Raw genomic sequence first — 20,468 nt, 5'->3', positions numbered from 1 at the left:
TTTCTATGGACTTCTTCGCTGCTGCTTTGCAAGGTGACGCGCTCAGCGCCACCTTGGCCTTGGCAATGCTTGCCATGTCGGTGGCCAGCTGGACCGTTATTTTTTACAAAGCCTGGTTGCTGCACCGCGTGAGTGCGGACGTTGTCAATGGCAAAGCTGCATTTTGGCAAGCGCGTGATGTGCAGCAAGGCATCCAAGCTTTGACGGCGGTAGAGCGCACGGCGGTGCTGTTGCCACTGGCGCAAGCCAACCAACAACTCATGCCCGGCACGTTGGGTGCGCAAGGCGATGTGTCGGCCCAGCGCACGCGCGTGTTGCGCGATGCCTTACATGGCGTGTTGCACCGTTTGCAGTCGGGTCAAGTTTTGCTGGCCACTGTCGGTTCTACCGCGCCGTTTGTGGGTTTACTGGGTACGGTGTGGGGTATTTATCACGCGCTGACCGGCATTGCCACGGCAGGTCAGCTCACCATCGAGCGCGTGGCTGGTCCCGTGGGCGAGGCCTTGGTCATGACGGCTGCGGGCTTGGCTGTGGCTTTGCCAGCCGTGTTGGCGTTTAACGTGATGGGCCGCGTGATTAACCGTTTGGAGCAAGAGCTGGAAGGCTTTGCCCACGACCTGCGAGAGCTCTGATGGCTTTCGGACGTTTTGAGCGCACGCCGGGTCAAACGCCCATGAGCGACATCAACGTCACCCCCTTGGTCGACGTGATGATGGTGTTGCTGGTGATTTTCATCATCACCGCACCTTTGATGGTCAGCGCTTTGAAGCTTGATTTGCCTAAAACCGAAGGCGCACAGGCCAGCAGCGCGCCGCCGCGCTTTGTCAAACTCAGCATTGACAACAAAGGTGCTATTTTTTTAGACGACAAACGCATCACTTTGGATGAGCTCAAGCGCAGTTTGAATGCCGAAGCCTCCAAAGACTTAGCCGTAGACCATGGCGAACTGCCTGAAGTGCAGCTGCGCGCTGACGAGCGCGTGCCCTACGGCAAAGTGGTCGAAGTCATGGGCTTGGCCCAGCAAGCGGGCATGAACCGCATTGGCTTTGTGACCGAGCGCAAGCAGCCCGTTGCCGCGCCTTAATGAGCTTCGTCTTCACTCGCTGAGTGTTGCCTTCTTTGGCATCCCGATTGCCCTCAAACCAAGGCCTAAAATCAGTGCATTCTTTGCCTTTGTTTGAAGGCGCTGCCTCGCGACCCCAGCGGGGATTCTCTGACTGATTCCATGCAAGACAAATACAACCACACCGAGGTAGAACGCGCCGTTCAGGCCGCTTGGACCCAAGCCGACGCCTACCGCGTGACCGAAGACGCGTCCAAGAAAAAGTTTTACGCCTGCTCCATGCTGCCTTACCCCAGCGGCAAGCTGCACATGGGGCACGTGCGCAACTACACCATCAACGACATGCTCACGCGCAACCTGCGCATGAAGGGCTACAACGTGTTGATGCCCATGGGCTGGGACGCCTTTGGGCTGCCTGCTGAAAACGCCGCGCTGAAAAACGGCGTGCCGCCCGCGAAGTGGACGTACGAGAACATCGCTTACATGAAGAAGCAAATGCAGGCGATGGGTTTGGCCATCGACTGGTCACGCGAAGTGGCCACCTGCGATGCGACCTACTACAAGTGGAACCAATGGCTCTTCTTGAAGATGCTCGAAAAAGGCATCGCTTACCGCAAGACTCAAGTCGTGAACTGGGACCCGGTGGACCAAACCGTGTTGGCCAACGAGCAAGTGATTGACGGCAAAGGCTGGCGCACGGGCGCTCCGGTTGAGAAGCGCGAGATTCCTGGCTATTACCTCGACATCACCCGTTACGCGCAAGAGTTGTTGGACCATGTGCAAATTGGCAACGAGAAAGCCACCTTGAACGGCTGGCCCGACAAAGTGCGCTTGATGCAAGAGAACTGGATTGGCAAGAGCGAGGGTGTGCGCTTTGCGTTCACGCACGACATTGCCGGTGCAGATGGCTCGCTTATCGGCGACGGAAAAATGTATGTGTTCACCACACGCGCCGACACCATCATGGGTGTGACGTTTTGTGCGGTGGCCGCCGAGCATCCGCTGGCATTGCACGCTGCGGCGACGAACCCTGCGTTGGCTGCGTTCCTCGAAGAATGCAAAAGCGGCGGCACCACCGAAGCCGAGCTGGCCACGCAAGAGAAAAAAGGCATGCCTACGGGCTTGTTCGTCACGCACCCACTGACCGGCGCGAAAGTCGAAGTGTGGGTGGGCAACTACGTGCTCATGTCTTACGGCGATGGTGCAGTCATGGGCGTGCCTGCGCATGACGAACGTGACTTTGCGTTTGCTTTGAAATACGACTTGCCCATCCAACAAGTGGTGTCGGTCAAAGACCAAGCGTTCAATGACAAAGAGTGGCAAGAGTGGTACGGCGACAAACAAAGCTGCGTCTGCATCAACTCTGGCGAACTCGATGGCTTGAACCAAAAAGCAGCCGTCAACAAAGTGGCCGAGTTGCTCGCCGCCAAAGGCTTGGGCGAGAAGAAGACCACTTGGCGTTTGCGCGACTGGGGTATCAGCCGCCAGCGCTATTGGGGCACACCGATCCCCATCATTCATTGCGACGAACACGGCGCTGTGCCCGTGCCCGAAAAAGACCTGCCCGTGGTGTTGCCGCAAGACTGCATCCCTGATGGTTCAGGCAACCCGTTGCACAAGCACGAAGGTTTCCATGCGGGTGTGACATGCCCCGTGTGCGGCAAGCCCGCCCGCCGCGAGACCGACACGATGGACACCTTTGTGGACTCGTCGTGGTACTTCATGCGCTATTGCGACCCAACCAACACGGATGCAATGGTGGCTGAGGGCGCGCAGTACTGGGCGCCGATGGACCAATACATTGGCGGCATTGAGCACGCGATTTTGCATTTGCTCTACGCACGTTTCTGGACCAAAGTCATGCGCGACATGGGCCTGGTCAAAGTGGACGAGCCCTTCACCAAGCTGCTCACGCAAGGCATGGTGCTCAACCACATTTACTCACGCCGCACGGCCAAAGGTGGCAAAGATTATTTCTGGCCCCACGATGTCGAGCATGTGCTGGACGACGCAGGCAAAGTGGTGGGCGCCAAGCTCAAAAACGCGGCCGACAGCAGCGACGGCAAATTGCCCGTGGGCACCGCCATCGACTACGAAGGCGTGGGCACCATGTCCAAGTCCAAGAACAACGGCGTGGACCCACAAGACCTGATCGAGCGCTACGGCGCCGACACCGCGCGTCTGTACACCATGTTTACCGCGCCGCCCGAAGCCACGTTGGAGTGGAACGATGCGGCGGTGGAAGGCAGCTACCGTTTCTTGCGTCGCGTGTGGAACTTTGCGTTCAAACACGAGGCCACGCTCAAGGCCGCCACCGCTGGCAACTTGAGCGCCGCCAAGCCGCGCAAAGAAGCTGCCGATTTGCGTCGCGAAATGCATGTGGTGCTCAAGCAAGTCAGCTACGACTATGACCGCATGCAATACAACACCGTGGTGTCGGGCTGCATGAAGTTGCTCAATGCCTTGGAAGATTTCAAGGCCGATGGCAGCGAGGGCGACAACGCTGTGTTGTGCGAAGGCATGTCTGTTTTGCTGCGCATGCTCTACCCCGCCTGCCCGCACATCAGTGCGAACTTGTGGGCTGAGTTGGGCTACGCCAAGCAGTCGGGCGACTTGCTCGACACCGCTTGGCCAGAGGTCGACGAGCGCGCCTTGCAACGTGACGAGCTGGAGCTGATGCTGCAAATCAACGGCAAGTTGCGCGGCTCGGTCACCGTCAGCGCCACGGCCACCAAAGAACAAATCGAGCAAGCCGCGTTGGCCACCGACGCCTTCATCAAGCAAGCCAATGGTGCTGCGCCCAAGAAGGTCATCGTCGTGCCTGGCCGCTTGGTCAACATCGTCGTTTAAAGGTTGATATGCACACCACACGTCGCGCTTGGTTGATGTCCACCGCCCTCATGACAGGGCTGGCGGGGTGTGGTTTTGAGCTGCGTAAGCCGCCCAGCTATGCATTCAACACGCTGTTTAGCAGCATTCCCATCGTGTCGCCCTTTGGCGTGAAGCTCAAGCGCAGTTTGGAGTCTTCAGGTCAGGTTGAGGTCATCGGCGATCCGCGTCAAATTGAACGCGCACAAGTCATTTTTGATCAGCTGTTTGAGTTGCGTGAAAAGGTGGTGGTGGGTCGCACATCGACGGGTGCCATTCGTGAATTTCAGTTGCGTTTGCGTTACCGTTTTCGCCTGCGCTCACGCAACGGCATTGAGCTGATTCCCGACACGGAAATCATGCTGACCCGCGACATCAACTTCAACGAAACTGGCGCGCTGTCCAAAGAGTCAGAAGAAGCCTTGCTGTATCGCGACATGGAAAATGATTTGGTCTTGCAAATTCAACGCCGCCTGGCAGCTGTGCGTCAAATTTAAACATGCAAGTCGCCAGCGCTCAATTTGCCAATCACCTGCAAACGCAGGCAAGCAAAGGCTTGCGCAGCCTCTACACCTTTCATGGCGATGAGCCTCTGTTGCAGCAAGAAGCGCTAGATGCTTTGCGCAATACTGCACGCGAACAGGGCTACACCGAACGCAACGTCTACACCGTGGCTGGTGCGCATTTTGATTGGGGCGAAGTGTTGGCGGCAGGCGGCTCCATGAGCTTGTTTGCCGATAAGCAACTCATTGAAATTCGCATTCCTTCGGGCAAGCCCGGCAAAGAAGGCAGCACAGCTTTGCAGCAAATTGCTGAGTTGGCTGTGGGCAATGACAGCACGTTGACCGTGGTGCTGTTGCCGCGCTTAGACAAAGCCACCAAAAGCTCGGCTTGGTTCGGTGCCTTAGAAAACAACGGCATCAGCGTGCAGATTGATCCGATTGAACGCCACGCTTTGCCCACGTGGATTGCGCAACGTTTGGGTGCGCAGCAGCAACGCGTCGCTGCTGGCGAAGCGGGTCAACACACCTTGCAATTTTTTGCCGAGCGTGTGGAAGGCAACTTGCTGGCAGCGCACCAAGAAATTCAAAAGCTTGGCCTTCTGTACCCCGCAGGCGAGTTGAGCTTTGAGCAAGTCGAACGCGCAGTGATGAACGTGGCACGTTATGACGTGTTCAAACTCTCAGAAGCTGTACTCAGCGGTCAGCCCCTGCGCGTGCAACGCATGCTCGATGGTTTGAAGGCCGAAGGTGAAGCGGAGGTGTTGGTGCACTACACGCTGGCCGAAGAAATCCGTGCTTTGAAACGTGTCAAGGATGCTGTCGCATCGGGCAAGGCCTTACCGATGGCGCTGCGCGAGCAACGCATCTGGGGTCCGCGCGAGCGCTTGTTTGAACGCGTGCTGCCACGCTTGAGCGTGGGCATGCTGGAAAAATTGTTGCAATCGGCTCACCAGGTCGACGGCATTGTCAAAGGCTTGAAAACACCAGAATGGCCTGCCGACAATTGGCAAGCCCTGCACCGTTTGGCCATGCGTTTGTGCCGCGCTTGTATGCCGCGCAACGCTTAATTAGGAAAACACACCATGACGACTCTCAACGTTGCCGACCACATGCACGCGCTGGGCGCTCAAGCCAAAGTCGCTTCAGCGCAAATGGCCAAAGCCTCTGCCGCGGTCAAAAACACCGCGCTGCGCAAGCTGGCCGCTTTGCTGCGTGACAACATCGCCGCGCTGCAAATTGACAATGCCAAAGACATTGAGCGCGCCATCGCCGCAGGCTTGGATGCGCCTATGGTGGACCGCTTGAAGCTCACGCCCAAAGTGTTGGAAACCTGCGCGCAAGGTTGCGAACAACTCGCCGCCATGCCAGAGGTGATTGGCGAAATCACAGGCTTGAAAGAGCAACCCAGCGGCATTCGCGTGGGCCAAATGCGTGTGCCTTTGGGCGTGTTTGGCATGATTTTCGAAAGTCGTCCCAACGTGACGATTGAAGCCGCTTCGTTGTCCATCAAGAGCGGCAACGCCTGCATCTTGCGTGGCGGTTCGGAAGCGATTGAGTCTAATAAAGCGTTGGCAAAGTTGGTGCAACAAGCACTGAGCGAAAGCGGCTTGCCGACCGATGCTGTGCAACTGGTGCAAACCACCGACCGCGAGGCGGTAGGCCATTTGATTGCCATGCCTGAGTTTGTGGACGTCATCATTCCGCGCGGCGGCAAGGGCTTGATCGAGCGCATCAGTCGCGACGCCAAAGTGCCCGTTATCAAACACTTGGACGGCAATTGCCACACCTATGTGGACGACCCTTGCGACATCGCCATGGCGGTGACCGTGGCCGACAACGCCAAGACCCAAAAGTACAGCCCTTGCAACGCCAGCGAAAGCTTGTTGGTCGCACGTGGCGTGGCCGCCGAGTTTTTGCCCAAGATTGGCGCCATCTTTGCTGCCAAAGGTGTGGAGATGCGCTGTTCTCCAGAAGCCAAAACTATCCTCACACAAGTCAAAGGTGCAAACCTCAAAGACGCAACCGAGCAGGATTGGTTTGAAGAATATTTGGGCCCCATCATCAGCATCAAAGTGGTGGAAGGCTTGGACGAAGCCATTGCCCACATCAACCACTACTCCAGTCACCACACCGAATCCATTCTCACGCGCGACCACATGCACGCCCAGCGCTTTTTGCGCGAGGTGGACTCGTCCAGCGTGATGGTCAATGCCAGCACCCGATTTGCAGATGGTTTTGAATACGGTTTGGGTGCTGAAATAGGCATTTCTACCGATAAATTTCATGCCCGGGGACCTGTGGGCATCGAAGGTCTGACCTCATTGAAATACGTGGTGTTGGGTCAAGGTGAAATTCGCACCTAGCCAATGGCGCGACACTTCTTCGTTTGAAACGCGTCTTGTCATCCCAACGTCCTAGAATTACTTTCCACATACAAGGACACCATGGTTCCTCATCTCATCACCGCCCTCAACGGCCCCATCAACGAGCTTGAACAACGCATCCTCGATTCCATGCCTGCCATCGAGCGTTGGTTTCGTTTGGAGTGGATGGAGCACACCCCTCCTTTCTACAGCTCAGTCGATATTCGCAATGCGGGTTTCAAGCTCGCTCCCGTAGATACCAACCTCTACCCAGGCGGCTGGAACAACCTCACGCCTGAAATGCTGCCGCTTGCCGTGCAAGCCGCGATGGCCGCGATCGAGAAGATTTGCCCTGAAGCGCGCAATCTGCTGTTGATCCCCGAGAACCACACGCGCAACACCTTCTATTTGTCGAACGTGGCGCAGCTGCAGCGCATCTTCCACATGGCTGGTTTGAATGTGCGCATTGGCTCAATCAACCCTGAGATCAAAGAAAACACCACCATCGATTTGCCCAACGGTGACAGCGTCACGTTGGAGCCGGTGATTCGTGGCAAACGTCGCTTGGGGCTCAAAGACTTTGACCCTTGCACGATTTTGCTCAACAACGATTTGAGCGCAGGCATTCCTGGCATCTTGGAAGACTTGCATGAGCAACACCTGTTGCCACCGCTGCATGCGGGCTGGAGCGTGCGCCGCAAGAGCAAACACTTTGAGTGCTACGAAGAAGTCGCCAAACGTTTTGGCAAGTTGTTGGGGATCGATCCGTGGCTGATCAACCCCATGTTCAACCAGTGCGGCGAAGTCAACTTCGCTGAGGGCACGGGCATGGAGTGCTTGAAGACCAATGTGGATGCCTTGCTCACCAAGATCAAGCGCAAATACAAAGAGTACGGCATCAACGAAAAACCATTCGTCATCGTCAAGGCCGACAACGGCACCTACGGCATGGGCATCATGACCGTGCGCGATGTCAAAGACTTGGACGTGGTCAACCGCAAGACGCGCAACAAAATGAGCGTGGTCAAAGATGGTCAAGAAGTCAACCAAGTCATCATCCAAGAAGGCGTGCTCACGCACGAGCGCTTGAACGACGCGGTGGCTGAACCCGTGGTCTACATGATGGACCGCTACGTGGTGGGCGGTTTCTACCGCGTGCATGCCGACCGCGGCGTGGACGAAAACTTGAACGCTCCCGGTGCCAGCTTTGTGCCTTTGGCTTTTGAACAAAGTGCGCACACACCGCAGCCTGGCATGAAGCCCGGTGCAAGTACCCCCAACCGCTTCTACATGTATGGTGTCATCGGCCGTTTGGCCATGTTGGCTGCGAGTTATGAACTCGAAGCCACTGATCCCGAAGCAGAAAATTACGACTGAGGTTAGTTATGGATCAACACGGAAAGTCGTCGCTCGCGGCGCTCACCTTGGGCGCGATTGGCGTTGTTTACGGCGACATCGGCACCAGCGTGCTGTACGCGATGAAAGAGGTGTTTGGTTCGGGCCATGTGCAATTCACGCCCGACAACATCTATGGCATCTTGTCCATCTTCTTTTGGACGTTGACCGTCATTGTGTCCATCAAGTATGTGGCTTTGGTGTTGCGTGCGGACAACCACGGCGAAGGTGGTTTGGTGGCGATGCTGGCTTTAGCGTCCATGGCGGTGAAAGACCGCCCCGTGTTGCGTCATCGCATGCTGATCGTGGGCATCTTTGGCACTTGCTTGTTTTATGGCGATGGTGTGATCACACCCGCTATTTCGGTGTTGTCTGCGGTCGAGGGTTTAGAGGTGGTGTCACCCGCTTTTAAGAAGTATGTGATTCCACTCACAATCATCATTTTGTTTGGCCTCTTCGCTGTGCAAAAGCGAGGCACCAGTGGTATTGGTAAGTTTTTTGGTCCGATCACCGTGGTGTGGTTTGCTGCCATTTCTGCTTTGGGCATTTATCACATCGCATCGCATCCAGAAATTTTGTGGGCCATCAGCCCGCATCATGCTTTGCGTTTCATCTTCACCGAACCCGAAGTGACCTTCTTGATTTTGGGCGCTGTGGTGTTGTGCGTCACCGGTGGCGAAGCTTTGTATGCGGACATGGGGCACTTCGGTAAGAAGCCCATTCGCATCGCCTGGTTCTTTGTGGTCATGCCTGCGTTGACCCTGAACTACTTTGGTCAAGGCGCTTTGCTTTTGAGTGACCCCGCAGCCGTGGCCAACCCGTTCTTCAACATGGCACCTGATTGGTTGCTCGTGCCGTTGGTGGGGCTGGCGACAGCGGCCACCGTGATTGCTTCGCAAGCCTTGATTTCAGGCGCTTTTAGCGTGACCAAGCAAGTGGTTCAACTGGGCTTCTTGCCACGTTTGCAAGTGCTGCACACCAGCGTGAAAGACACGGGTCAAATCTATATTCCGTTTGTGAACTGGGGCTTGTTTGCTGTCATCGTATTGGCGGTGATGATGTTTAAATCATCCAGCAATTTGGCGGCGGCCTACGGCATTGCGGTGTGTACCGATATGCTCATCACCACCGTACTGACCTTCTTTGTGATTCATTACGGTTGGAAATACCCGTTCTGGTGGTGTTTGGCGGCCACGAGCTTTTTCTTTGCGGTGGACTTTGTGTTCTGGGCCTCGAACTTGTTGAAGCTGTTCGAAGGTGGCTGGTTCCCGTTGCTGATTGCTTCGGTCATCATGATGTTCATGCTGACATGGCGCGATGGCCGTGCCATCCTTCATGAGAAGCGCAAAGAAGATGCATTGGACTTGAACAGTTTCTTAGAGGCGGTGTTTTTGTCACCCCCCACGCGAGTCGAAGGCACGGCCGTGTTCTTGACTTCTGGAAAGGGTGCCGTGCCCAACGCCATGTTGCATAACTTGAAACACAACAAAGTGTTGCACAAGCAAAACTTGTTTGTGAACGTGCAAAACCATGAAGTGCCTTGGATTGATGAAAACGAACGCCTAGAAATTTCCGCCATTGGCCAAGACTGTTGGCAGGTCGTGATTCACTACGGTTTCAAAGACGATCCGGACGTGCCAGGCGCGTTGGCTAACTTGAATGGCATGGGGTGCGAAATCAGCCCGATGACGACAAGCTATTTCCTGTCACGCGACAGCATCGTGCCTACGGTGACGGGTGGCATGGCCCAGTGGCGTGAAAAACTGTTTGCCCAAATGCACCTCAATGCCAGCTCTGCTGCCGACTTCTTGAACTTGCCTAGCAACTCCGTGGTGGAGCTGGGCAGCAAAATCGAAATTTAAAACATGCATATCCTCTTCGTCGCAGACCCGTTGTCGTCTTTCAAAATTTACAAGGACACCACGTTTGCGATGATGCGTGAAGCCCAGCGCCGTGGCCACCAAGTGTTGGCCTGCGAACCGCAAGACATCGTGTGGCAAAGCGGCCAAAAAGTCACTGCACGCGTGCAACATGTGCGCTTGACGGGTGATGCTGAGAGTTGGTTTAACGTGCAAAGCGTGGACGAGCACTACGCGCTCAACAGCGCCGACGCCATCGTGATGCGCAAAGACCCGCCTTTTGACAGCGAGTACTTCTACGCCACGCACTTGCTAGAGCAAGCCGAGCGCGAAGGTGCCAAGGTGTTCAACAAACCCGCTGCTTTGCGCGACCATCCAGAAAAATTAGCCATTCTGGAATTCGCACAATTCATCAGCCCCACCCTGGTGACGCGCAGCGCCGATGCCATTCGTGCGTTTCATGCGCAACACCGCGACATCATCTTGAAGCCACTCGATGGCATGGGCGGCATGGGTATCTTCCGCGTGAAGGACGATGGCTTGAATCTCGGCGCCATCACCGAAACCCTCAACCGTGACGGCGCCCAAACGGTCATGGTGCAAAAGTTCATCCCTGCGATTGATAAAGGCGACAAGCGCGTGCTCGTCATTGGCGGCAAAGTCGTGCCCTATTGCTTGGCGCGTATTCCCCAAGGTGGTGAAGTGCGCGGCAACTTGGCTGCAGGCGGCAAAGGCGTGGCGCAAGCTATCTCAGCACGTGACCAAGAAATCGCCGAAGCCCTAGGCCCCATCCTCGCCAAGCGTGGTTTGTTGTTGGTGGGTTTGGATGTGATTGGTGACTGCCTCACCGAAGTGAACGTGACCAGCCCTACTTGCTTTCAAGAGATCTTTGATCAAACCGGTTTTGATGTCGCTGCGATGTTCATTGACGCGTTGGAAACTGCGGCCGCTTAAGCGCGCAGCTGTCCATCCACAAACACCTTCAACTCTCCCGGTGCAAACGGCGTCCACACCTCGTTGGTTGTCAAAGGCGCCGTCACCACCACCGCCACACGGTCATCAGGCGATGCGTGTTCTGCAAAATTGATGCTCATGTCTTGATCACTCAGCGTGGCCTTTGCAAATGGGTGTTTGCGTTCGATGTAACAAAGATTAGTCGAGGCATGCGCCCACAGCGCCTGACCGTTGGACAGCAAGAAATTGAACGTGCCGTGCTTGGCAATCTGCGGCACCAGCTCTTTGAGCGTCAGTGTCAGCTCATCAACCGATGGCACGCTGGCGTGTGACTTGGCCATTTCTTGCATCAACCAGCAAAACGCCTGCTCGCTATCGGTGTGACCGACGGGTTTGAAATTGCCATGCAAGCGCGGTTCGTAGTTCTCTAGGTTTCCGTTGTGCGCAAACACCCAGTAGCGGCCCCACAGCTCGCGCACAAAGGGGTGGCAATTCTCAAGTGCCACCACGCCTTGCGTGGCCTTGCGAATGTGGGAAATGACGTTGCGGCTTTTGATGGGGTACTTGCGAATCAGTTCGGCCACGGGCGATGTGCTGGCTGGCAAGTGGTCGATGAAGTGACGCAGGCCGCGGTCTTGCTCGGAGCCTTCAAAGAACGCAATGCCCCAGCCATCGGCGTGGTGGTCGGTCACACCAGCGCGTTGCGCGAAGCCGCTGAAGCTGAAGGTCGCGTCTGTGGGGTTTTTGCAATTCAGTCCGAGCAGTTGGCACATGGCGGTTCAATTCAAGATCAATGGGTGTGTTGGTGCGGTTGGCGAATGCGCCACGCCGCTAAGAGTGCCAGCATGCAAACCAACGCGAGCATCAAAAACACTTCGTCAAACGCCGCCAAGCGCATGGCCGACGTTTTTGGGTTGGTGAGCGAATCCCCGTGCACAGCCAATCGCCATTCCAACAAAATGCCGCACAGGCTCACACCCGCTGCGCCGCCTAGCATGCGCAAAAAGTTGATGACGCTGGCGCCTTGAGGAATCAAGTTGCTGTCCATGCCACGCATGGCGCCGATGTTGAGTGAGGGCAAGATAAAGCCCAAGCCCACGCGTCCCAAAATGGCAAAGGCCACCAGCACCCACAAACCTGTTTGCAAATTCACGGTGAGCATGAGCGCAAAAGAAAGTGCCAGTAACACCAAGCCAAAGCTCACCATCAAGTGTGTAGGGTGTGTGCTCGAGTAGCGGCCCACGATGGCAATGGTGAACGCCAACAGCAAGCCTGATGGCAACAACAAAGTGCCCACATAGCTGGGTGACAGACCTAAGCCGAGTTGCAAATACAAGGGCAACAAATAGGTGGAGCCAAACATGGCAATGCCGTAAATGAAGGCCACGGTGGTCCCCATGGCAAATGGTCTATGCGTGAACAAAGCCAAGTTCATCAGTGGTTTGCCATCGTTTTGAGTTTGTACACGTTGCCACGCCACAAAGCCCACTGTGCATAACACTGCTGCGCCAATCAAGCTGAGAGAGGCGGTCACATTGCCGCTGTGCAACATCACCAAGCCATTGAGCAAGCACAAGGTGCCCACGGTGGCAAGTGCGAGTCCGCCCAAATCCAGCGAGGGCCTGCCGTGGTTGGCGCTCACGCCGCCTGGTGCGGTGGTGGGCACGTAGCGCATGGCCATCCACATGGACACCATGCAAAACGGCACCACCATGAAAAACAGCGCGCGCCAACTCATCCAGTCCACCAACAAACCGCCGATGCTGGGACCCAGCGCGGGGGCCAGCACCACGCCCATGCCAAAGAAACTGTTGGCTCGGCCTTGCTCTGAAGTATCAAATGCCCGCAAGATGATGATGGCCGGAATGGGTTGCACCACGCCAGCCGCCAGGCCTTCGATGACGCGTGCCGCTAGCACCAAGTTGTAATCGGTGGAGAGTCCGCCGGCGACACCTGCCGTGAACAGCACCCACATGCAACCCATGTAAGTGGTGCGGTAGCCAAAGCGTGCCAACAGCCAAGGCGTGGTGAGCATGGACACCGTCATGGCCACCATGAAGCTAGAGCTCACCCACTGCGCCGACTCTTGACCAATGCCGAACTGCAAGCTCATGTCGGGAATGCCCACATTCATGATGGTGGACGACATGATGGCGGCCATCGAGCCAATCATCACCGTGGTCAACATCAACCAACGGTGGCGTGTGCCGTAGCGGCTTTGTAGGTCTGCCAACGAGCCGCGTTCAGCCATGTGCTTCTTTCGTGGCGCAGGCTTGGCAAATGCAGGCCTTGCGTTGTGATGCGGCGGGCACTTGGGCAAGCAGCTCGGGCGAGAAAGACGCGTTCACGCACCAGCACTTGGCAACGGGTTGCCCGCTGACTTTGGCCGCTTCCATGGCGCATTGATTCGGCTGGCCGCACAAGGGGCAAGCGCAAGCGTCAATGGGGGCGGGCATTTGGCTGTGCATGCCCCAAAGTGTAGCGAAGCGAACAAGGCACAATCGCAAAAATCTTATGTACGAATTCCCACCCACGCCAGAAGCCGCACAGCTGCGGCTTGACTACGTCAGCCCCAAAGACTATGCGCACAGCCGCAACGCCTTGGATGGCGCGGTGACGCATTTGTCGCCGTACCTCACCCATGGTTTTTTGAGCGTGCCCGATGTGGCCAGCGCCATGTACCACCAGTACCGCGTGGGCGTGCAACACAAGCTGATTTATGAGTTGGGTTGGCGCGAGTATTTTCAACACTTGCATCACCATTTAGGCGATGGCATTGCGCAGTCCTTGCACGAAGGTGTCTTGCCAGATACCGAGTACAGCACCGAGCTACCCGAGGATGTGCGCCACGCTTGCACCCGCGTGCCTGTGATTGACACCGCCATACGCATGCTCTACACCACGGGTTATTTGCACAACCATGCGCGCCTGTGGGTGGCCAGCTACATCGTGCATTTGCGCAAAGTGCATTGGCGCGTGGCCGCCGATTGGATGTACAGCCATTTGTTGGATGGCGATGTGGCCAGCAACTATTTGGGGTGGCAATGGGTGGCAGCGACGGGAAGCAGCAAACCTTATTTGTTCAATGCCGACACGGTAGAGAAGTTTGCCCCTGAAATTTGGCACAGCCGCGCCACATCGATTGACGTGAGCTACGAGCTGATGGACATCTTGGCCCGTAGCTCGGCCACTGTGGCGCAAGTGCGTAAAAACGAATTGGCTTGGGATGAGCCAGCGGTGTTCTCCGAACCACCTGCTGATTTAGGGTTTACAAAACCTGTGGCAAGCGATGTGGCAGGCCAACATGTGTGGCTGGTGCATCCGTGGGTGCTGGCTGATTTGCCAAAGGACTTACCTGCGGATGTGGTGTGCGTGGCCGTGGCATTTGCAGAGCACACACAAGCGCATCCATGGAATGCTTTGCGTTGGCACTTTGTGGGTGAACGCATGACGGCACTTACGCCGCACCGTTGGTTTGGTTCTGCTGACGAGGTGTTGGCCGCATTGGCCCATGCGCAAAGTGTGCAAACCGTGGCGCATCTGTGTTTGCCAGACCTTGCTGCAGGTCATGTGCAATTGCGACCTGCGCCACGCCTGTTCCGTCACCTCGACAAGCCGATGGATTCGTTCAGCAAATGGTGGGTGCAGGTGAACAAGAACGTGCGGCACTTGCAGCAGTTGGTGTACCCGCTGCCTGCGCGACCACCCGCGTCTTAAACGCGGCTTGATACGCCTTATTCGCCAGGCGCCGGCGTGACTTTGGTGATGAAGTATTCGGTCTCGCCAAAGCAGGTCGGCAAGCCTTTGTGTTGCTCATACTCCACCACTACTTTTTGACCAATGTGTTTGTTGATTTGGTCAGCCACCGCATCATCACGCACGGTGAAGGCAAACTTTTCTGGAATGGCGGGGAGGGTGGCTAAAGCCCGAATTTGTTCGCCTTCCCATGTTTTGCAGATCCAGCCTTTGTAAGAGAGCTTTTGCACAAAACCCACGCTCTCGCCCTTGGAGTAAGTGAAGTGGTACGAGAACAGCAAGTACACTCCCACGGCAATCAGCACGGTCAACACCAAACCAATCACGGTGCGCAAAGCAAAACGAAGTGTGGTGCTAATCAAAGGGTGTGTCATGGCAGGCTCTCAATCGCAAAATGGAATCACTCAATCATAGTTCGCAGCACCCATGAAAAACGGCTCCCGAGGGAGCCGTTTTCTTTTGCTTCATGCAGCAGTGATTAGGCTTGACCGGCCTTCACTTTAGGCGTGGCCCGCCTTCACTTTCAAGCGCCATGCGTGCAGCAAAGGCTCGGTGTAGCCGCTGGGCTGCTCTTTGCCTTTGAACACCAAGTCGAGGGCGGCTTGGTAAGCAGGTGCTTTGGCAAAGCGGCCCGCCATTTTTTGGTAAGCCTTGTCGCCCGCGTTTTGCTTGTCCACCACCGACGCCATGCGCTTGAAGGTGTCTTTCACTTCAGCCGGTGTGACCACGCCGTGGTGCAACCAGTTGGCGATGTGTTGGCTAGAAATGCGCAGGGTGGCGCGGTCTTCCATCAAGCCGACGTTGTGGATGTCTGGCACTTTCGAGCAGCCCACACCTTGGTCGACCCAGCGCACCACATAGCCCAAGATGCCTTGCACGTTGTTGTCCAACTCTTGTTGCTTCTCAGCAGGTTTCCAGTTGGGGTTGGCTGTCACAGGCACTTGCAACAGGTCGTTCAAGAGGCTGTCACGCACCTTGTTGTAGTCGATCTTTTCCAATTCTTTCTGCACGTCCACCACTTTGACTTGGTGGTAATGCATGGCGTGCAACACAGCGGCTGTAGGGCTTGGCACCCAAGCGGTGTTGGCGCCCGCTTTGGGGTGGCCAATTTTTTGTTTCAGCATCTCTGCCATCAAGTCGGGCATGGCCCACATGCCTTTGCCGATTTGCGCCTTGCCGCGCAAGCCGCATGACAAGCCAGCCAACACGTTGTTCTTTTCGTAGGCTTGAATCCATGCGCTGGTTTTCATATCGCCTTTGCGCAACATGGGGCCTGCTTGCATGGCGGTGTGCATCTCGTCGCCGGTGCGATCCAAGAAGCCGGTGTTGATGAACGCCACGCGGCTCGCTGCAGCAGCGATACAGGCTTTCAAGTTCACGCTGGTGCGGCGCTCTTCGTCCATGATGCCCAGCTTGACGGTGCTGTCAGACAAGCCCAAAACCTTCTCAACGCGACCAAACAATTCGCAGGCAAACGCCACTTCGGTGGGGCCGTGCATTTTGGGTTTGACGATGTACACAGAACCTGTGCGTGAATTGCGAATGCCTTTTTTGCCGTGGCCTTGCAAGTCGTGCAGCGCGATGGTCGTGGTGATGACCGCGTCCATGATGCCTTCTGGGATTTCGTGCATCTGGCCGTCTTTACCTTTGTAAAGAATGGCGGGGTTGGTCATCAAGTGGCCCACGTTGCGAAGGAACAGCAATGAGCGGCCATGCAATTTGACGGGCTGGCCGTCTTTGCCTTTGTATTCGCGGTCGGCATTCAAACCACGTGTGAACGTTTTGCCACCTTTTTCAACCGTCTCGGTCAAGGTGCCTTTGACGATGCCCAACCAGTTGCTGTAGGCCAGCACTTTGTCGTCTGCATCCACGACGGCCACGGAGTCTTCCAAGTCGAGGATGGTCGACAAGGCAGCTTCCACCACCAAGTCGCTCACGCCGGCTGGGTCTGTCGCGCCGATGGGGGTGTTGCGGTTGATTTGCAAATCAAGGTGCAAGCCGTTGTGCGCGAAGAGCACCGACGATGGCTCAGACATCTTGCCTTGAAAGCCCACAAACTGAGCGGCCTTGGCCAGCTTGGTGGTCTTGCCGCCTTTGAGGGTGACGACCAATTCGCCGTTCACCACGGCGTAGCCGGTGGAGTCGATGTGCGAGCCGCTCTTCAAAGGCACGGTGCGGTCCAGCACGTGACGTGCATAGGCAATGACCTTGGCGCCGCGCTTGGGGTTGTAGCCCGCAGTTTTTTCTGCGCCGCCTTTTTCTGGGATGGCGTCTGTGCCATACAAGGCGTCATACAAAGAACCCCAGCGTGCGTTGGCTGCGTTCAAGGCGTAACGTGCATTGAGCACGGGCACCACCAGTTGTGGGCCAGCTTGCAAGGCCAATTCAGCGTCCACGTTTTTGGTGGTGGCTTTGACCTTGTCGGGTTGTGGCACGAGGTAGCCAATTTTTTCCAAGAACTTGCGATAGGCCTTCATGTTTTTGATGGGGCCTGGGTTGGCGCTGTGCCATGTGTCCATCTCGGTTTGCAGGCGGTCACGCTCTGCCAGCAAGGCGATGTTTTTCGGTGCCAAGTCTTGGACGATGGCGTCGAAACCCTTCCAGAATTTATCGCTGCTCACGCCAGTGTCGGGCAACACTTTGGTCTCGATGAATTTGTACAAGTTGGTGGCAACTTGCAAGCTGCGCACTTGGGTGCGCTTGGTGGTGTCTTGGCTCATGGTGAGGTCTCTCTGGATAAATCAAAAAGGGGAAATCAGAACGAATCTTATTGGATTGCGCTGAGGTGATTGCATCGCCAGCTTTTTGGCTGTCGTGACAAATAGGGTGGTAATCGTGCGTGCGGCTGCGCTTTACTTGTCAGGCGCCAGCAAGTGGCCATGACGCAAGCCGCGCCATGTGCCTAGGGTCAACCCCAAAATCAGCAGTGAGGTGACCGCCAGCAACAAGGTAGCAGGCAGTTCCAGCCATGCACCGCCCTGCTCTTGCGACATGCGCAGGCTAAGTGTGGTGAAGGCGGCCATCGGAAAGCTCATGGCCCAATGGGGCAAACCAAAAGGCTGTTCAAGGATGGTGTGAATTTGCGTGAGCGATAGGGCTAAGAAAAACAGACCAATGCCCCACGAGCCCCAGGCCAAGCTCAGTGGTGCATCAAATTGCAAGAAACACAAACCGATGATGGATGGCGCCACCATGGTGATGAAGATGCTGGGGCTCATGCGCGCAGCCAGCGGGCCCGCTTGCACCATGCGAATGAGGAGCATGGTCTGCAGCACTGGCCACAACAGCAGACCAATGCCAAACTGAGCTGTGGCCCAAGACTCAAGACCGATGGTCACGCCCGACAAAGGCGCTAACACATTGCCAATGACGGGAATAAAAAACACGGGCGTGAAAGCGGCCCATTGCAAGCCGCCGTTGTCAGGCGTGTTGAGCCAACGCGCAATCACCCACACAGAAGCCGCCAGCTCTAAGACCGAACCCAACACCCACGCAAATGTGAGCAGCGTGTCGAGTGTGCGTGAGGTGTTCCAAAACAAAGACACACCAATGCCAGCGAGCAACATGATGGACAGCGGTAGCGTGGCCATGAAGGCGTGACGCACGGGGTGGCGCATGTCTGCGGCCACGGCGTTGGGGTGAAACGTCAAACGCACCACGCATGAGAGGCACAGCAAGACGAATACAAATAGGGCAAAGAGAGCGCCCACCAGTCCTAAGCCAAGGGCGGTGTCGCCCAACACATCGGTGGCGCGCAACCAAGCGAGTGACAAACCGCACCAACCCATGACCATGGCAAACCATGCGGGTGCGAGGTGCTCTAACAGCGCAATGGCGCGGGTGATTCGACTGGGGCGATGCGTGGGAGCTTGGGTATTCATGCGCCAATTTTAGGTTGCAGCCTCAAAACCGTCGGCGTGGATAATTGATGCATGGACAAACTCAAAGCCTTTGAGTCTTTTGTGTCGGTGGCCTTGAAGGGCAGCTTGACCGCTGCGGCCAAAGCCGAGGGCGTGGCACCCGCCATCATGGGGCGTCGCTTGGACAGCTTAGAAGCGCACTTGGGCGTCAAGCTCTTGGTGCGCACCACGCGACGCATCACGCTCACACACGAAGGCACGGCATTCCTCGAAGACTGTCAACGCTTGCTGGCCGATGTGGCCAATGCCGAAGCGAGCGTCAGTGCGGGTGGTCTCAAAGCCAGCGGGCATTTGCGCATCACGGCGCCTGCGGGGTTTGGTCGCCGCCACGTGGCACCACTGGTGCCCAAGTTTCACAGCATGCACCCCGATGTGACGGTGTCACTCAACCTGAGCGACCGTGTGGTCGACTTAGCCGCCGAAGGTTTTGATTGCGCGGTGCGCGTGGGCGATTTGCCCGACTCATCGTTGGTGAGTGTGCGCATGGCCGACAACCGCCGCTTGTGTGTGGCCACCCCCGAATTTTTAAAACGCTACGGCACACCCAAAGTGCCGAGTGACTTGATGCGCTTTCGTTGCTTGACGCTGTCCAGCGACGCCTCACAAACACGCGGCTGGGCGTTTCGTGTGCCTGTGACGGGTAAGCTTTTGGATAGCCAAACGCACGAGGTGATTCACCTGCGCCCCAGTGGCCCGATGGACTGTTCGGACGGTCAAGTGCTGCACGACTGGTGTTTGGCGGGCCACGGCATTGCATGGCGCAGCACGTGGGAGGTGGAGTCTGAAATCAGCAGTGGGCAATTGGTGCCTGTGTTGGAAGAATTCGCCGCACCCCCCAACGGAATTTATGCGGTGTTCTCGCAGCGCAAACACCTGCCCCTGCGTTTGCGCTTGTGGATTGATTTTCTCAAAGACCACTACGGTCATGCGAGTTACTGGAGTTCGGCTGCATGACGTGCGATCACATCAAAGACGTCGTGCTGTGTGCGGATGACTACGCGTTGAACGCACCCGTGTCGCAAGGCATTGTTGCCTTGGCTGTGCTTGGGCGCCTGAGCGCCACCAGCGTGATGAGCCTCTCGCCGCGTTGGGCCGAAGATGTGGTGGCCCTACGCGACGTGCGTGAACGCTTGGATGTGGGCGTGCATTTGGATTGGACCAGTAGCTTTGCCGTGGCGGCAGGCCATGGTCGCGGTTTGGGTGTTGTCATGGCGCGCGCTGCGCTTCGCCTTTACAACCAACAAAGCATTGAAGACGAAATTGAACGGCAGCTGGATGCTTTTGAGGGTCAGTGGCAAGCGGCCCCTGATCACATCGACGGACACCAACACATCCAGCAGTTTGCAGTCTTTCGTCACGCTTTGGCCGAGGTTCTGATGCGCCGTTATGGCGATACCGCCCCGCGTCCATGGCTACGCGTGTCGCAAGTTGCGCAACCTGGGCTCAAGGCCAAAGTCATCTCTGCCATGGGAGCGGCAGCACTCGCCGACTGGGCTCAACACCACGCATGGCCTACGGTGGGGCCGTTGTTGGGCGCCTATGGCTTTGATGGCAGCCTGGACGACTACGCACGCCACATGCAAGGCTGGCTCACCCACCTGCCAGCAGACAACGCCGCGCTCATCATGTGCCACCCTGCCGTGTCGGCACAACCGGACGATGCGATTGGCCCTGCACGCAAGCGAGAGTTTGCTTATCTCGCAGGACACGATTTTGTGCAGCACATGTTTGACGCCCGCGTGCGTTTGGTGCGCGGCAGCGGCAAACTTATACAAGCTTGAGACCCA

18 protein-coding genes are annotated in these 20,468 nt (G+C 56.6%); 12 read left to right on the top strand and 6 right to left on the bottom strand.

Annotated elements, in window-relative coordinates:
• Window positions 1–5: 5 nt before the first annotated feature.
• The 9 genes from B9Z44_RS06505 (at window position 6) to gshB (ending at window position 11,005) form a co-directional block, all read left to right on the top strand.
• The gene (locus B9Z44_RS06505) at window positions 6–632 is read left to right on the top strand and encodes a MotA/TolQ/ExbB proton channel family protein (RefSeq protein ID WP_108401989.1); all 627 of its coding nucleotides are present in this window, start codon (window positions 6–8) and stop codon (window positions 630–632) included.
• Entirely contained in the window at window positions 632–1,084 is a 453-nt protein-coding gene (locus B9Z44_RS06500; RefSeq protein ID WP_108401988.1) for an ExbD/TolR family protein, read from the top strand. The genes B9Z44_RS06505 and B9Z44_RS06500 overlap by 1 nt, the downstream gene beginning before the upstream one ends.
• A 141-nt stretch (window positions 1,085–1,225) precedes the next feature.
• On the top strand, window positions 1,226–3,913 hold the full coding sequence (leuS, locus tag B9Z44_RS06495) for a leucine--tRNA ligase (RefSeq protein WP_108401987.1): 2,688 nt from the start codon (window positions 1,226–1,228) through the stop codon (window positions 3,911–3,913).
• An 8-nt stretch (window positions 3,914–3,921) separates the two neighbouring features.
• Entirely contained in the window at window positions 3,922–4,428 is a 507-nt protein-coding gene (locus B9Z44_RS06490; RefSeq protein WP_108401986.1) for an LPS-assembly lipoprotein LptE, read from the top strand.
• A 2-nt stretch (window positions 4,429–4,430) separates the two neighbouring features.
• Window positions 4,431–5,501: a DNA polymerase III subunit delta gene (gene holA / locus B9Z44_RS06485; protein WP_108401985.1), complete on the top strand. Its 1,071-nt coding sequence runs from the start codon at window positions 4,431–4,433 to the stop codon at window positions 5,499–5,501.
• 15 nt (window positions 5,502–5,516) lie between these two features.
• The gene (locus B9Z44_RS06480) at window positions 5,517–6,797 is read left to right on the top strand and encodes a glutamate-5-semialdehyde dehydrogenase (RefSeq protein WP_108401984.1); all 1,281 of its coding nucleotides are present in this window, start codon (window positions 5,517–5,519) and stop codon (window positions 6,795–6,797) included.
• A gap of 81 nt (window positions 6,798–6,878) precedes the next feature.
• Complete coding sequence (gene gshA, locus B9Z44_RS06475; RefSeq protein WP_108360416.1) at window positions 6,879–8,174, top strand: glutamate--cysteine ligase; 1,296 nt, start codon at window positions 6,879–6,881, stop codon at window positions 8,172–8,174.
• An 8-nt stretch (window positions 8,175–8,182) separates the two neighbouring features.
• The gene (locus B9Z44_RS06470; protein ID WP_108360418.1) at window positions 8,183–10,054 is read left to right on the top strand and encodes a potassium transporter Kup; all 1,872 of its coding nucleotides are present in this window, start codon (window positions 8,183–8,185) and stop codon (window positions 10,052–10,054) included.
• A 3-nt stretch (window positions 10,055–10,057) separates the two neighbouring features.
• A complete protein-coding gene (gshB, locus tag B9Z44_RS06465; RefSeq protein WP_108360420.1) occupies window positions 10,058–11,005 on the top strand; it encodes a glutathione synthase in 948 nt (315 codons plus the stop codon).
• Here the strand turns inward: gshB and B9Z44_RS06460 are convergent.
• From B9Z44_RS06460 to B9Z44_RS06450, 3 genes are read right to left on the bottom strand one after another with little or no spacing between them, the layout of a single operon-like run.
• Window positions 11,002–11,778, bottom strand: a complete 777-nt coding sequence (locus B9Z44_RS06460) for a class II glutamine amidotransferase (protein ID WP_108360422.1) — start codon at window positions 11,776–11,778, stop codon at window positions 11,002–11,004. The two genes, gshB and B9Z44_RS06460, sit on opposite strands and share 4 nt — an antisense overlap.
• 17 nt (window positions 11,779–11,795) lie before the next feature.
• Entirely contained in the window at window positions 11,796–13,256 is a 1,461-nt protein-coding gene (locus tag B9Z44_RS06455) for an MFS transporter (protein ID WP_108360424.1), read from the bottom strand.
• Window positions 13,249–13,473 (bottom strand): cysteine-rich CWC family protein, encoded by a 225-nt coding sequence (locus B9Z44_RS06450; RefSeq protein WP_108360426.1) that lies wholly within the window; start codon window positions 13,471–13,473, stop codon window positions 13,249–13,251. Before B9Z44_RS06450 ends, B9Z44_RS06455 begins: the two co-directional genes overlap by 8 nt.
• Window positions 13,474–13,519: 46 nt before the next feature.
• Here B9Z44_RS06450 and B9Z44_RS06445 point away from each other — a divergent pair, with 46 nt between their 5' ends.
• Window positions 13,520–14,722 (top strand): FAD-binding domain-containing protein, encoded by a 1,203-nt coding sequence (locus tag B9Z44_RS06445; RefSeq protein WP_245912774.1) that lies wholly within the window; start codon window positions 13,520–13,522, stop codon window positions 14,720–14,722.
• 17 nt (window positions 14,723–14,739) lie between these two features.
• Here the strand turns inward: B9Z44_RS06445 and B9Z44_RS06440 are convergent, their stop codons facing one another.
• The 3 genes from B9Z44_RS06440 to B9Z44_RS06430 all read right to left on the bottom strand — a co-directional run bounded on the left by B9Z44_RS06440 (window position 14,740) and on the right by B9Z44_RS06430 (window position 18,642).
• The gene (locus tag B9Z44_RS06440) at window positions 14,740–15,135 is read right to left on the bottom strand and encodes a hypothetical protein (RefSeq protein ID WP_108360430.1); all 396 of its coding nucleotides are present in this window, start codon (window positions 15,133–15,135) and stop codon (window positions 14,740–14,742) included.
• Window positions 15,136–15,261: 126 nt separating this feature from the next.
• Complete coding sequence (locus B9Z44_RS06435) at window positions 15,262–17,481, bottom strand: malate synthase G (RefSeq protein ID WP_108401982.1); 2,220 nt, start codon at window positions 17,479–17,481, stop codon at window positions 15,262–15,264.
• A 132-nt stretch (window positions 17,482–17,613) separates the two neighbouring features.
• The gene (locus tag B9Z44_RS06430; RefSeq protein WP_108401981.1) at window positions 17,614–18,642 is read right to left on the bottom strand and encodes an SLAC1 anion channel family protein; all 1,029 of its coding nucleotides are present in this window, start codon (window positions 18,640–18,642) and stop codon (window positions 17,614–17,616) included.
• A gap of 51 nt (window positions 18,643–18,693) precedes the next feature.
• Between B9Z44_RS06430 and B9Z44_RS06425 the strand changes: the two genes are divergently transcribed.
• Both B9Z44_RS06425 and B9Z44_RS06420 read left to right on the top strand, forming a co-directional pair.
• Window positions 18,694–19,635, top strand: a complete 942-nt coding sequence (locus tag B9Z44_RS06425; RefSeq protein ID WP_108360436.1) for a LysR family transcriptional regulator — start codon at window positions 18,694–18,696, stop codon at window positions 19,633–19,635.
• Window positions 19,632–20,462 carry a ChbG/HpnK family deacetylase gene (locus B9Z44_RS06420; protein ID WP_245912773.1) on the top strand — a complete coding sequence of 277 codons (831 nt, stop codon included), beginning with the start codon at window positions 19,632–19,634 and terminating at the stop codon, window positions 20,460–20,462. The genes B9Z44_RS06425 and B9Z44_RS06420 overlap by 4 nt, the downstream gene beginning before the upstream one ends.
• Window positions 20,463–20,468: the final 6 nt, after the last annotated feature.

It is taken from the genome of Limnohabitans curvus (assembly GCF_003063475.1).
Taxonomy (GTDB): domain Bacteria; phylum Pseudomonadota; class Gammaproteobacteria; order Burkholderiales; family Burkholderiaceae_C; genus Limnohabitans; species Limnohabitans curvus.
This window is presented reverse-complemented; position numbering and strand designations above follow the sequence as displayed.